Genomic DNA, 12,828 nt, shown 5'->3' with positions numbered 1-12,828 from the left:
AATATGTTTAATAGCATTGAAACAGCTGCTGAATTTATAAAGAATAAAGTGGAAGGGACTCCAGATATAGGCTTGATTCTTGGATCTGGTCTTGGGGTATTGGCAGATGAAATTGAAAACCCGATAATTATCCCTTATCATGAAATCCCGGAATTTCCCGTCTCGACTGTAGAAGGACATGCAGGTCAGCTTGTCATCGGAAATCTGAGTGGCAAACAGGTTGTAGCCATGCAAGGTCGTTTCCATTTCTATGAAGGATACTCAATGGAGAAAGTCACTTTCCCGGTACGTGTGATGAAACTGCTTGGTGTTGAAACATTAATCGTAACCAATGCTGCTGGAAGTGTGAATGAAAGCTATGCACCGGGAGATCTGATGATCATTACGGACCATATCAATTTAATGGGAACTAACCCATTGATTGGTGCGAATGAAGACCGCTTTGGTCCTCGTTTCCCTGATATGTCAGAAGCTTATAATAAAGAATTGCGGGCAAAAGCTAAGACGATCGCTTCTACGCTGGGCTTGGATGTAAAGGAAGGCGTCTATATTGGGAATTCTGGGCCGACCTATGAAACTCCGGCAGAAGTAAGGATGGCAAGAGTTCTTGGTGGGGATGCAGTGGGCATGTCCACTGTTCCGGAAGTTATCGTTGCTAGACATTGTGGGATGAAAGTACTCGGGATATCTTGCCTTACAAACATGGCTTCTGGTATTTTGGACCAGCCCCTGTCACACGTGGAAGTTATTGAAACGACAGAAAAAGTAAAAAGCAGTTTTCTGGAGTTTGTTAAGTCGATTGTTAAAGATTTATAAATCGGATTTAAAATAATACAAGTACAGTCGAAACTAAGGCTGTCTTTAAAGAATGGGGAATGACTTATGAGAATGGTTGACTTAATCGCAAAAAAACGTGATGGAAAGACACTTTCCACTGAAGAGATTCAGTTTATTGTGGAAGGCTTTACAAATGGAACGATTCCTGATTATCAAATGAGCGCATGGGCAATGGCAATCTATTTTCAGGAGCTGAACGAGCAGGAGCGTGCTGATTTAACGATGGCCATGGTAGAATCCGGTGATCAAATAGATTTATCGATGATAGAGGGAATTAAGGTCGATAAGCACTCTACAGGTGGCGTTGGTGATACGACCACACTTGTTCTTGGACCATTAGTGGCAGCTGTAGGCGTTCCAGTGGCAAAAATGTCAGGGCGTGGCCTTGGCCATACAGGTGGAACCATCGATAAATTGGAATCCGTTAAAGGGTTTCATGTGGAAATTGAAAATGATGAGTTCATTGAACTTGTCAATAAAAACAAGATAGCCGTTATTGGTCAAAGTGGTAATTTAACTCCTGCAGATAAAAAGCTTTATGCATTGCGTGATGTAACGGCTACCGTCAATAGCATCGGGTTGATTGCTGGTTCCATCATGAGTAAGAAAATAGCTGCTGGTGCAGATGCGATTGTTCTTGATGTGAAAACGGGTGCAGGTGCATTCATGAAGACACTTGAAGATTCCGAGAAACTGGCACATGCAATGGTGAGCATAGGAAATAATGTCGGCCGTAATACGATGGCAGTCATTTCAGACATGAGCCAGCCTCTTGGTTACGCAATCGGGAACGCTCTTGAAGTTAAAGAAGCGATTGATACGCTTAAAGGTGAAGGTCCGGAAGATTTAACGGAACTATCTTTAACGTTAGGAAGTCATATGGTGTACCTTGCTAAAAAAGCGGGCTCCCTTGAAGAAGCCAGAACCCTGCTTGAAAATGCAATCAAGGATGGTTCAGCGCTTCGTTCATTCAAAATCTTCTTGGAGGCACAGGGAGGAGACGGCTCAGTTGTAGAACAGCCAGAAAAACTTCCACAGGCTGCATACACTTTTGAGCTTGAAGCTAAAGAAGACGGATATGTATCGGAAATCGTTGCTGATGAAATCGGTACGGCTGCCATGTTATTAGGTGCTGGACGTGCTACTAAAGAATCGGAAATTGATTTGGCTGTAGGTCTTATGCTTCGTAAGAAAATCGGTGAAACCGTGGCTAAAGGTGAATCACTTGTAACCATATACAGTAACTTTGAAGATGTTTCAAAAGTAAAAGAGAAATTATACGAAAACATTACAATTTCCAAGGAAAAAGTTGAAAAACCAACGTTGATCTATAAAGAAATCATGGAATAATGATTCGCCAAGCAGGTCACTCTTTTTAAAAGAGTGACCTTTTTTTACGTTCAGCATAATTTTATTCAGGCAACAATGTCCTCTGTTTTTGTATATTCCTCATTAAAACTGTCCTCTCCCTTTTTAAATAATAATTCCACCAACTTATTTGTATAAAAATGGCTTATATGGAAAAAATGGAATATATAAAGATTGGAGGCTATGGAGATGAAGCGGATTCTTTCTCTATTTTTAATCGTGTTACTAGCAACTGGCTTTAGCATCCCGCATACTCAAGCATCAGAAAAAAAAGGTGTCAACTTAGCGGAAAATGCAAAATCAGCTATTTTAATTGAACGGGATACAGGTACAGTTTTGTATGATAAAAATGCAGATGAACGTCTTTCGCCTGCTAGTATGACGAAGATCATGACGATGCTCTTAATCATGGAAGCCATCGATAAAGGTGAACTCAACATGAAGGATAAAATCAGGACGAGTGAGTACGCTGCATCGATGGGAGGTTCTCAAATCTTTCTTGAATTAGGAGAAGAAATGACAACCGAACAAATGCTTAAAGGGATCTCGATCGGTTCTGCAAATGATGCATCGGTCGCTATGGCAGAGCATCTTGCTGGATCCGAAGAAGAATTCGTCAAACGGATGAATAAGAAAGCAAAAGACCTGGGATTAAAGAACACGAAATTTCAAAATGCAACAGGCTTACCAGTTAAGGACCATTACAGCTCGGCACATGATATGTCCATCATGGCAAAGGAATTGTTGAAATACGACATGATTACAAGATTCACGGGTACATACGAGGACTACCTCCGTGAAAATACAGATAAAAAATTCTGGCTTGTGAACACGAATCGACTAGTGAAATTTTACCCGGGAGTCGATGGATTAAAAACAGGGTTTACGAATGAAGCCAAGTATTGTCTGACAGCTACGGCGAAAAAAGGGAATATGCGTGTTATTGCTGTGGTGTTCGGTGCGGCTTCTCCAAAGGAAAGAAATGCCCAGGTAACGAAAATGCTTGATTATGCCTTTTCACAATTTATTACCTATCCGATTTACAAACGAGGAGAGGTCTTGGGCGAATCGAAAGTAAGCAAGGGCAGCAAAAAGATGGCAGTAGGGGTAACAAGTGAACCAATATCTGTTTTGACGGCCAAGAGCGGTGCGGCAAAAGACTTTACGAAAAAGGTTATTCTCGATAAAAACCTAAAGGCTCCCATTCAAAAAGGAGATCAAATAGGAACGCTCCAATTGATTAAAGACGGAAAAGTATATGTCGAATCACCGATTGTTTCAAAGGAAACTGTTGAAAAAGCCAGTTGGTGGCAACTGTATAAACGGGCATTCGGCATGTTTACACAAACGAAATGATTAACTTGTCGGAAAGGCGTGTAAATATACTAGTTTAGGCGAATGGCCACTAGTTTTGCCAGGAAGAAGGAATCTGAAGATTAAACAGAGAATTTGACTCATTATAAGACAGTGAAGGAGGCTGTATATAGTGAGTCTTACGATTGATATGGAGGCGAAGAGTAGAATATTATGCATTCGTCTCAAAGGTGATTTAGATCATCATACAGCAGAAAAGTTAAGAAAACAGGCAGAGGCGGCCATTCAAAAGCATGATATCCAACATATCATCCTTAACTTGGATGAACTGCATTTCATGGACAGTTCTGGATTGGGCGTAATTATCGGTCGGTATAAACAGGTACATCAGAAAAATGGTGAGATGGTTGTCTGTGCAATTTCTCCAGCAGTAAAGCGGTTATTTGAGATGTCAGGTTTGTTTAAAATTGTTAAACTAGAATTATCCGAACAAAACGCTTTGCAAAGACTGGGGGTTGCCTAACATGAAAAATAAAATGGAAACGAAATTTTCAGCACTTAGCCAAAATGAATCATTCGCAAGGGTGACGGTTGCGGCATTCATTGCTCAATTAGATCCCACGATGGATGAATTGACAGAGATTAAGACGGTCGTTTCTGAAGCGGTCACGAATTCAATCATTCATGGATATGAAAACGATCCGGAAGGGTGGGTCTACATTTCTGTAGTCATCGAAGGAGATACGGTCGAAGTGACAATTCGTGATGAAGGATTGGGCATTGAGGATGTTGAAGAGGCTAAGCAGCCACTATTCACGACGAAACCCGAACTTGAACGATCCGGCATGGGATTTACGATCATGGAGAACTTCATGGATGAGATCCATATCATTTCGCATAAGGGCGAAGGAACGATCATTCGATTAAAAAAGCACTTAACTACAAGCAGAGCTTTGTGCAATTAAGGGAGACTTGCATATGGATGTGGAGGTTAAATACGAGAAGAGCAAGAAAGGCCAGACCCATTTAAAAGATGAGGAATTGCGTAGGTTGATTAAACTCAGTCAGAGTGGGGACCAGGATGCAAGGAACTTAATTGTCAACAGCAATCTAAGGCTTGTATGGTCCGTTGTCCAAAGGTTCCTCAATCGTGGCTATGAACCGGATGATTTGTATCAGATTGGCTGCATCGGGTTATTAAAATCAGTTGATAAATTTGACTTAACGTTTGAAGTGAAATTCTCGACGTATGCTGTCCCCATGATCATTGGTGAAATTCAACGGTTTATCCGTGATGATGGTACTGTGAAAGTAAGCCGTTCTTTAAAGGAAATGGCGAATAAAATCCGTCGGGCCAGAGAAGAACTTTCAAAAACGCACGGTCGTGTTCCGACTGTCAATGAATTGGCAGAACATCTTGAATTATCACCTGAAGAAATTATCATGGCCCAAGAAGCTAGCCGTAGCCCTTCTTCCATTCATGAAACGGTTTATGAAAATGATGGAGACCCAATTACTCTTCTCGACCAGATTGCCGACCATAATGATTCATCGTGGTTCGACCAAATCGCTTTAAAAGAAGCCATCCAAGAATTGAATGAACGGGAAAGGTTAATTGTTTTTTTGAGATATTATAAAGACCAGACTCAGTCGGAGGTCGCCGTTAGGCTAGGAATATCACAAGTTCAAGTATCACGGTTGGAGAAAAAAATCCTTCAGCAAATGAAAGACCACATGAATCGTTGATTCATGTGGTCTTTCATTTGCTGGGAGAAAAAGTGGGATTTTGGAAATAGTAAGGAAGTGAAGGGGAAGTGTGCCACACAACATTTGGTAGGAATGTTGAAAAGGAAATATATATTTGTGAAAAAAGAAGAAAAACGAATTTTTTAGTTGAATTTGAAGTTAAAAACGAATATTATAGTAAAGGTCGCTGGTTTCATTCGGATTTAAAACTATTTTCATAAGGTTTTTATCTCGTTGAAATTTGAAAGATGAAAGATGAAGTATTAATGCAAGGTCACCTTTGTGCAAGCGATTGAATGGTGTTTCCTTAATATATGGAGGTCAGAAAAATATGTTTTTAGAAAAGTTTTTTTCCTTAAAAGCAAATGGGACGAATGTTCGCACTGAAATTATGGCAGGTGTTACGACATTCTTCACCATGGTTTATATTATTATTGTCAATCCTGCTTTATTATCTTCAATAGGAATACCATTTGAACAGGTCTTTATGGCGACCGTCATTTCTGCAGTCCTAGGTACCTTAATTATGGGATTATTAGCGAAGTATCCGATTGCCGTTGCACCAGGTATGGGGCTGAATGCTTATTTTGCCAGTGTGGTAGGTGCACACGGTCTTTCTTATCAAACAGTTTTTGGTACAGTTTTCATAGCAGGTCTATTATTTATTCTGGTAAGTGTTACGAGCTTGCGCAAAATGATTATTGATGCCATCCCAAATTCGTTGAAATTTGGAATCACATCTGGTATTGGTCTATTCATCGCATTTATGGGTTTGAAAAATGCGGGGATTGTCGTACCGAATGAAGGAACCATGGTTTCACTCGGGGATTTACACCAACCAGGCACCGTTTTGGCCCTTATAGGTTTATTATTCACTCTAATCTTGATGTCTCGGAATGTTAAAGGAGCTATCTTCATTGGCATGATTGTTACAGCAATCATTGGTTACTTTATGGGGATGCTGAAATTTGATGGAATTCTATCAACACCACCTTCACCGGTCTTTTTCGATATTGATATTGCTGGAGTATTTAGCAATTCTTTATATACTGTCGTATTTGCCTTTTTACTTGTAACGATATTTGACACGACAGGTACATTAATTGGAGTGACGGAACAAGCGGGATTAACGAAGGATGGAAAGATCCCTCGTGCTAAAAAGGCCTTCTTGGGAGATGCTATTGCCACGACGGTTGGCTCGTTGTTTGGAACAAGCCCATCAACCGCTTATGTTGAATCGAGTACTGGAGTAGCAGCTGGGGGACGTACGGGCTTAACGGCCACGGTCGTTGCCATCTTATTCGCTCTTTCCATTTTCTTTTCTCCATTAATAGCGGCCATTTCCTCCGTTTCTGCCATCACGGCACCTGTATTGATAATTGTAGGTTGCTTGATGATGGAAGGTCTTGCGAAAGTGGATTGGAAAACATTTGATGAAGCTTTTCCGGCATTTGCAATCATATTAACGATGCCGCTTACTTCAAGCATATCGACAGGGATTGCAATGGGGTTCATTACCTATCCTTTGATGAAATTCTTCAGTGGAAAAGGTAAATCCGTTCACCCGCTCATTTATATTTTTGGCGTGGTTTTCTTGATTCAAATGATCTTCTTCCCAACTCATTAATTTATAAATATTTTACAAAAAGACATGCTGATATCCGGCATGTCTTTTTTTTATTTCATTTCTTTGAATTAGTAATATTTGGACATCATTTTCTTTCTGCATTTTCACTCTGTTTCCAATCCATACTACTATTATAAGGAAATAAAAGGTCGGGATGTGAAAAGTGATGGCAGTCATTTACACCAGAATGAGGAACCGGGTGCATGTAAATGTAAACCAAAAGGTAAGAATAAAAGATATTGCAAAAATTATTGGTCCTGAAGAATTGGTTTCTAGTATTGAAGGGGCCCTTTTATTAACGGTGAATAGTGAAGATAAGAATATCATTATCATCGATTTGGCCCAACTCATCATGGCCATACAGGCAATCGATCCACATATCGAAGTGGAGACATTTGGTCCCTCCCAGACAATCATCGAAGTCATTTATCCCAAAAAGAAAATGTCTTTCGTTACTTTCGCCGTTATCTGGTTGCTTATGTTCATTGGAGGGGGTATTACCATCATGAATTTCCATGTGGATGTAAGTATGGGAGAAGTTCATCAAAAACTCTTTACGCTAATAACAGGAAGGGTTGATGAAAAGCCTTTGTTGATCCAAATACCCTATAGTTTCGGTATTGGGATTGGAATGATTTTGTTTTTTAATCACTTCTTTAAAAAACGCTTTAATGAAGAACCTAGCCCACTCGAGGTTGAAATGTTCAATTACCAGCAGGATTTAGATCGGTACGTCATTATGAATGAGAATAATGAGAGCGTGCGTCATCTCGATGACAGGTAATATCATTTTCGGGATTTTTGTTGGGCTAGCCGGCGGTGTCGCTACAGGTGCTGGTTTTGTAGCTTTTCTGACTGTACTTGGTGTCATACCAAGGCTGACACAGCTGACAAAAACGTTAAAAATGGTTCGGTATTATGAAGTGGCCATAATTTCAGGAGTGGTCGGAGGAACATGGTTTGGCCTACAGGGGACGACCTTTGCTCTTCCTTCTTTCTTATTAATTCCAATCGGACTTGCGGACGGTATTTTTAATGGAATGCTTGCAGCTGCACTGACTGAGGTGTTGAATGTTTTCCCGATCTTGTCCAAACGAGTAGGCATACAAGATAAAATCATTTATCTGTTAATGGCACTAGTGTTAGGTAAAATAGTTGGATCCTTATTTCAATGGATTTATTTTGTCGATTTATAAGAACGACCATACGCATACCTGATGAAAGGAAGGCTCCTGATGGTGACCAAACGAAAAGTGATATTGATAACAGATGGAGATGTATATGCAAATCGTGCTGTTGAGCTAGTTGCAAGAGAAATCGGAGGGCGCTGCATTTCAATGTCACAAGGGAATCCGTCCCGTTATACAGGTTTGGAGCTGGTAGACCTTATAAAGAAAGCGAAGAATGACCCCGTGTTGGTCATGTTCGATGATAGTGGCTTCATGGGTGAGGGATTCGGTGAAACGGCGATGAAGGTGGTTGCAAGCCATCCTGACATCCATGTCCTGGGCATCATAGCCGTTGCTTCGAAAAGTAGAAGGGAAGAGTGGACTAAGGTGGATGTCTGTATCGATAGGGATGGGCAGTTGACGGAAAATGGGGTGGACAAATTCGGAGCCCAGGAATTTGAGATAGGGAAGATAACCGGGGATACGGTGTATTGCATTGATGAGTTAAAAGCTCCGATCGTTGTAGGCATTGGAGACATTGGAAAAATGTCACACCAGGACGACTTTAAAAAAGGAGCACCAATCACAAAACTTGCTGTGCAAATTATATTGGAAAGGAGCGGTCTTGATGGCATCAGAGGATAAACAAAATATGAAGCCCATTCCGACTAACGTGGTGGAAGTCGATACTTTCATGGAAAAGAGGGTCGGTCTGGGTGTCAGTTTTGATTTAGGCGTAAGGAAAATAAAAGTTTTAAGAAAAGAAGTTCACCTTTATTATGTGAATGGACTTACGGATACGGAATTCATCATTGAACTTCTTAACTCGATGGTCCATTCTCAAAATACTGAAATAAAAACGACAAAAGTATTTGATTTCATGAAAAATTTACTCGTTCACCAATCTGTGGAAGAAATACGTACGATGGATGAGTTGGTTGACCAAGTCCTTTCCGGTTTAATCGTCATTGTGATGGATGGATACGATATAGGGTTGGTTGTCGATGTCAGGAGTTACCCTGGACGACAGCCTGAAGAACCCGATACAGAAAAAGTTGTCCGTGGTTCTAGGGATGGATTTGTAGAAAATATCATTGTAAATACAGCCATCACTAGACGGAGAATCAGGGATGAGAGATTACGTTTCGAAATCATGAAGGTCGGCGAACGCTCTAAAACGGATATTGCGATAGGGTATATTAAAGATATAGCGGACCCGGGTTTAATTGAAACCGTTCGTACGAAATTGGAAGATATAAAAATAGATGGGCTAACGATGGCGGATAAAACGGTAGAAGAATTTATCGTTAAGCAAGGATATAATCCATATCCTCTTGTCCGATATACAGAGCGTGCTGATGTAGCCGCAACACACTTACTGGAAGGCCATGTACTAGTCTATGTGGATACCTCACCTAGTGTCATCATCACCCCTGCTCCCCTCTTCCATCATATGCAGCATGCAGAAGAGTACAGACAATCCCCCGCTGTTGGAACAATGGTACGGTGGACCAGATTTCTCGGGATAGCCGCTTCGTTATTTTTGCTTCCATTGTGGTTGTTGTTTTGTTTAGAGCCTGACTTCCTTCCGGATAAACTGGAATTTATCGGGCCAAATGAAAAAACGCATATTCCGATTGTTGTCCAAATTTTCATTTCGGATATCGGGATCGAATTTTTACGGATGGCCGCCATCCATACCCCGACCCCACTTTCAACTGCAATGGGATTAATTGCTGCGGTCTTGATCGGACAGATTGCTATTGATGTAGGGTTATTTGTGCCGGAAGTCGTTCTTTATGCATCGGTTGCGACCATTGGGACATTTGTCACCCCAAGTTTGGAATTAGGGGTTGCCAATAAACTGTCTCGATTAGCTTTGATCGTTTTGGTTGCCTTGTTCAAGCTGCCTGGGTTAATCATAGGAATAACGCTATATATCATTTTATTAACGAGCATAAAAGCATTGAATACACCCTATTTATGGCCGTTAATCCCGTTTCAACCAAGAGCCTTGTCACATATTATATTAAGAAGACCTTTTCCAGGTTCCAGAGAACGGCCGAGTATCGTCCATCCACAGGACAAATACAGGCAGCCTAGGAAATCTTAAGGTTGATGTTGTCGAAAAGTTGTGTTAATTTAATTTTATTCGAATAAAGCAGTAAAGTGGCTTCACAAAGAGTTTGGGCTCTATGGAGTTAAACCAATCTGATTTCGAACTACGCAATTATATTTAATGGGAACGTGTAGAAACAGGTAAATAAGAATAGTAAACGAGGAATTTGGATGAGGAGATTTAAAGGGATATAATCCTTTTCGAGGAACCTCTTACGATCCCTCACTTCATTTAACCGTAAGTTTGGATCAGGAAGGTGAGACTATTATGCATTTGTTTGGGACTAGTCATGTAAATGACCGTGGACATCTACAAATTGGCGGAGTGGATACTGTTAAGTTAACAGAAAAATATGGTACGCCGTTATATGTCTATGATGTAGAGTTAATACGCGAACGGGCAAGAGGATTTAAGCGGACATTTGAAGAATTGGGAATACCGGCTCAGGTGGCGTACGCAAGTAAAGCATTTTCATCCATTGCCATGATTCAATTGGCCAAACAGGAGGGCTTGTCACTCGACGTGGTCTCAGCGGGGGAATTATATACAGCCATCAAGGCTAATTTCCCAACCGAACGTATCCATTTCCATGGGAATAATAAAAGTGTCGAAGAGTTACATATGGCACTAGATTACCAAATAGGGTGTATTGTGGTGGACAACTTTTCTGAATTGACACTACTTGAAGAAATCTGTTCAAACCGAGAAGAAAAGGTCAGAATTCTTTTACGTGTGACACCTGGCATTGAAGCGCATACACATGATTATATTTTAACAGGGCAGGAAGATTCGAAATTTGGTTTCGATCTAATTAATGGTCAGGCGGAAGGCGCCCTTAAACAGGCGTTAAAAAGCAAGTGGCTTGAAGTGCTCGGGTTGCACTGCCATATAGGTTCCCAAATCTTTCAAACCACTGGCTTTCTTTTGGCCGCCCAAAAAATCATTGGCAAGCTAAGAGAGTGGCATAAAGCAATTGGTTTTCAGCCAAAGGTGCTAAATTTAGGCGGAGGCTTCGGAATCCGTTATACAGAAGAAGACGATCCGCTTCCAGCATCTCAATATGTAGAAGAAATCGTGAGGGAAGTGCAAATACAGATTGCCCAGTCTGATTTAGAAATGCCGGAGATTTGGATTGAACCTGGTCGCTCCTTGGTCGGAGATGCAGGTATCACCTTATATAAAGTGGGTTCAGAAAAGGAAGTGCCGGACGTCCGCAAATACCTAGCTGTCGATGGGGGCATGAGCGATAATATTCGTCCAGCCTTATACGAAGCGAAGTACGATGCGGTACTAGCCAATCGCCCACTTGATCCAGTGGAGGAGACGGTTGCTATTGCCGGGAAATGTTGTGAAAGCGGCGATATGCTGATTTGGGATTTACCCTTGCCAAAAGCTGGACGAGGAGATATTTTAGCTGTTTTCTGTACAGGGGCTTATGGGTATTCCATGTCTAACAATTATAACCGGATTCCGAGACCGGCGGTGGTTTTCGTTGAAAACGGGGAAGCGCGTTTAGTCATCAGGCGTGAAACCTTCGATGATCTTATCCGTCATGATTTAGCTTTTCACGAAGCGGTTGGTTTGAATAAAGAATAATCAAAAAGAGGATGTAACTCCTTTTTTAAAATAGTAAAAGGCAGAAACGTGATGAACGTTTCTGCCTTTTGCTATTTATTTACCGGTGGTACTTCTAGGTACCGCCATTTTATTGTGAATCAGCTAAAAAAAGATTTGATAGCATCTATTAGACTATTGAAGACATCCTTTAATTTATCTAGAAATGATTGTCCTTCTTCAGATTCAAGGAAGTTGGACAATTTATCTTTAGCTTCTGTCAATTGGTCACCAACGGCGTTCCAATCAATATTCAATTCTTTTAATTTATTGAATAGATCGATCAGGCTTTGAATTTGCCCTTCATTTAAGACTAGGCCAAGATCATTTGCAGCGGATTCTACGATCTTACGAACATCCTCTGTAGTGGCAGGAGGGTTGTCTGCCATTTTCTCTTTGATTTTCGTTACGAGTGCAGAAGCCTCTTCCGTACCGATTTCATCTCCCAATTCAGCAGTGGTGACCATTTCTTCATTGGCAGCCTGTTTTACATCTTCGGAGATTGCTTTATCAGAAGATAATTCATAGGCTTTAATGACACCTGTTAAGGCAGCTGTACCGGAAACTGGAATAGGTGCTGTGACATAAACGGTAGCATCTTTAACCCCAGCAGTCGCAAGGGCATTGATATACATTTCATCAGTTACCCAATTAATGTTCTTGGATTCCAATTTTAGGCCTGTGCCTTTTTCCTCAAGCGTAATGGCAGAAGAGGATATAGCTTTTGTACCTATTAATCTGCTAGCTATATAATCTCCCAAATATTCATGTTCTTCCGCATTGGTGACTGTCAGGACCTCCACATCGTCAGGTGCTTTCATTTCTGAAAGGAGCATGCTTTTTTGTTCTTTAGACAAATTTTCTCCTAGTGTAACGATCATATCGCCAACTGCGGCATCCGCAAAGGCCTTATAAGGCAATAACAGACATAATAAAATGGTCACAATGACCCATTTTTTTGGACTTTTCATGATTTTCCTCCTTAACTTTTCCTCTGTTCTTAATAGATTATAACCTACTGATAGGGTTACATT

The 12,828-nt window shown here is 40.9% G+C and carries 13 protein-coding genes; 12 read left to right on the top strand and 1 reads right to left on the bottom strand.

The window, feature by feature from the left end; all coding sequences use genetic code 11:
- Positions 1-3 precede the first annotated feature (3 nt).
- The 12 genes from ACQKL6_RS04440 (at position 4) to lysA (ending at position 11,776) form a co-directional block, all read left to right on the top strand.
- Complete coding sequence (locus ACQKL6_RS04440; RefSeq protein WP_402869290.1) at positions 4-816, top strand: purine-nucleoside phosphorylase; 813 nt, start codon at positions 4-6, stop codon at positions 814-816.
- 66 nt (positions 817-882) lie between these two features.
- On the top strand, positions 883-2,187 hold the full coding sequence (locus ACQKL6_RS04435; RefSeq protein ID WP_402869288.1) for a pyrimidine-nucleoside phosphorylase: 1,305 nt from the start codon (positions 883-885) through the stop codon (positions 2,185-2,187).
- 207 nt (positions 2,188-2,394) lie between these two features.
- Positions 2,395-3,561: a D-alanyl-D-alanine carboxypeptidase family protein gene (locus ACQKL6_RS04430; RefSeq protein ID WP_402956634.1), complete on the top strand. Its 1,167-nt coding sequence runs from the start codon at positions 2,395-2,397 to the stop codon at positions 3,559-3,561.
- A gap of 130 nt (positions 3,562-3,691) precedes the next feature.
- Positions 3,692-4,042 (top strand): anti-sigma F factor antagonist, encoded by a 351-nt coding sequence (gene spoIIAA, locus ACQKL6_RS04425; RefSeq protein ID WP_402869284.1) that lies wholly within the window; start codon positions 3,692-3,694, stop codon positions 4,040-4,042.
- A gap of 1 nt (position 4,043) precedes the next feature.
- Positions 4,044-4,484, top strand: a complete 441-nt coding sequence (gene spoIIAB / locus ACQKL6_RS04420; protein ID WP_402869282.1) for an anti-sigma F factor — start codon at positions 4,044-4,046, stop codon at positions 4,482-4,484.
- A gap of 13 nt (positions 4,485-4,497) precedes the next feature.
- On the top strand, positions 4,498-5,265 hold the full coding sequence (gene sigF / locus ACQKL6_RS04415) for an RNA polymerase sporulation sigma factor SigF (protein WP_402869281.1): 768 nt from the start codon (positions 4,498-4,500) through the stop codon (positions 5,263-5,265).
- 331 nt (positions 5,266-5,596) lie between these two features.
- Positions 5,597-6,892 (top strand): NCS2 family permease, encoded by a 1,296-nt coding sequence (locus ACQKL6_RS04410; protein WP_402869279.1) that lies wholly within the window; start codon positions 5,597-5,599, stop codon positions 6,890-6,892.
- A gap of 187 nt (positions 6,893-7,079) precedes the next feature.
- Positions 7,080-7,676: a stage V sporulation protein AA gene (locus ACQKL6_RS04405; protein WP_427650649.1), complete on the top strand. Its 597-nt coding sequence runs from the start codon at positions 7,080-7,082 to the stop codon at positions 7,674-7,676.
- Positions 7,666-8,088, top strand: a complete 423-nt coding sequence (locus ACQKL6_RS04400; RefSeq protein ID WP_402869275.1) for a stage V sporulation protein AB — start codon at positions 7,666-7,668, stop codon at positions 8,086-8,088. The genes ACQKL6_RS04405 and ACQKL6_RS04400 overlap by 11 nt, the downstream gene beginning before the upstream one ends.
- Before the next feature lie 39 nt (positions 8,089-8,127).
- Entirely contained in the window at positions 8,128-8,706 is a 579-nt protein-coding gene (locus tag ACQKL6_RS04395) for a stage V sporulation protein AE (RefSeq protein ID WP_402869273.1), read from the top strand.
- Entirely contained in the window at positions 8,690-10,174 is a 1,485-nt protein-coding gene (locus tag ACQKL6_RS04390) for a spore germination protein (protein ID WP_402869271.1), read from the top strand. The genes ACQKL6_RS04395 and ACQKL6_RS04390 overlap by 17 nt, the downstream gene beginning before the upstream one ends.
- A 273-nt stretch (positions 10,175-10,447) precedes the next feature.
- Positions 10,448-11,776 carry a diaminopimelate decarboxylase gene (lysA, locus tag ACQKL6_RS04385; protein ID WP_427650648.1) on the top strand — a complete coding sequence of 443 codons (1,329 nt, stop codon included), beginning with the start codon at positions 10,448-10,450 and terminating at the stop codon, positions 11,774-11,776.
- Between the two features lie 119 nt (positions 11,777-11,895).
- On the opposite strand, the gene ACQKL6_RS04380 is transcribed toward lysA, so the two are convergent.
- Positions 11,896-12,765, bottom strand: coding sequence for a DUF1002 domain-containing protein (locus ACQKL6_RS04380; RefSeq protein ID WP_402869268.1), 870 nt, complete (start codon positions 12,763-12,765; stop codon positions 11,896-11,898).
- Positions 12,766-12,828: the final 63 nt, after the last annotated feature.

This window comes from Peribacillus sp. NPDC097197 (assembly GCF_050278025.1).
Taxonomy (GTDB): domain Bacteria; phylum Bacillota; class Bacilli; order Bacillales; family DSM-1321; genus Peribacillus.
Note: the sequence above shows the minus strand (reverse complement) of the source record. Positions and strands in the feature narration are given on the sequence as shown.

What these genes read in the sequence shown, in the direction of transcription:
- ACQKL6_RS04440 (WP_402869290.1), top strand. Translation starts at nt 4, where the DNA reads ATGTTTAATAGCATTGAAACAGCTGCTGAATTTATAAAGAATAAAGTG.
- ACQKL6_RS04435 (WP_402869288.1), top strand. Translation starts at nt 883, where the DNA reads ATGAGAATGGTTGACTTAATCGCAAAAAAACGTGATGGAAAGACACTT.
- ACQKL6_RS04430 (WP_402956634.1), top strand. Translation starts at nt 2,395, where the DNA reads ATGAAGCGGATTCTTTCTCTATTTTTAATCGTGTTACTAGCAACTGGC.
- spoIIAB (WP_402869282.1), top strand. Translation starts at nt 4,044, where the DNA reads ATGAAAAATAAAATGGAAACGAAATTTTCAGCACTTAGCCAAAATGAA.
- sigF (WP_402869281.1), top strand. Translation starts at nt 4,498, where the DNA reads ATGGATGTGGAGGTTAAATACGAGAAGAGCAAGAAAGGCCAGACCCAT.
- ACQKL6_RS04410 (WP_402869279.1), top strand. Translation starts at nt 5,597, where the DNA reads ATGTTTTTAGAAAAGTTTTTTTCCTTAAAAGCAAATGGGACGAATGTT.
- ACQKL6_RS04405 (WP_427650649.1), top strand. Translation starts at nt 7,080, where the DNA reads ATGAGGAACCGGGTGCATGTAAATGTAAACCAAAAGGTAAGAATAAAA.
- ACQKL6_RS04400 (WP_402869275.1), top strand. Translation starts at nt 7,666, where the DNA reads ATGACAGGTAATATCATTTTCGGGATTTTTGTTGGGCTAGCCGGCGGT.
- ACQKL6_RS04395 (WP_402869273.1), top strand. Translation starts at nt 8,128, where the DNA reads ATGGTGACCAAACGAAAAGTGATATTGATAACAGATGGAGATGTATAT.
- ACQKL6_RS04390 (WP_402869271.1), top strand. Translation starts at nt 8,690, where the DNA reads ATGGCATCAGAGGATAAACAAAATATGAAGCCCATTCCGACTAACGTG.
- lysA (WP_427650648.1), top strand. Translation starts at nt 10,448, where the DNA reads ATGCATTTGTTTGGGACTAGTCATGTAAATGACCGTGGACATCTACAA.
- ACQKL6_RS04380 (WP_402869268.1), bottom strand. Translation starts at nt 12,765, where the DNA reads ATGAAAAGTCCAAAAAAATGGGTCATTGTGACCATTTTATTATGTCTG.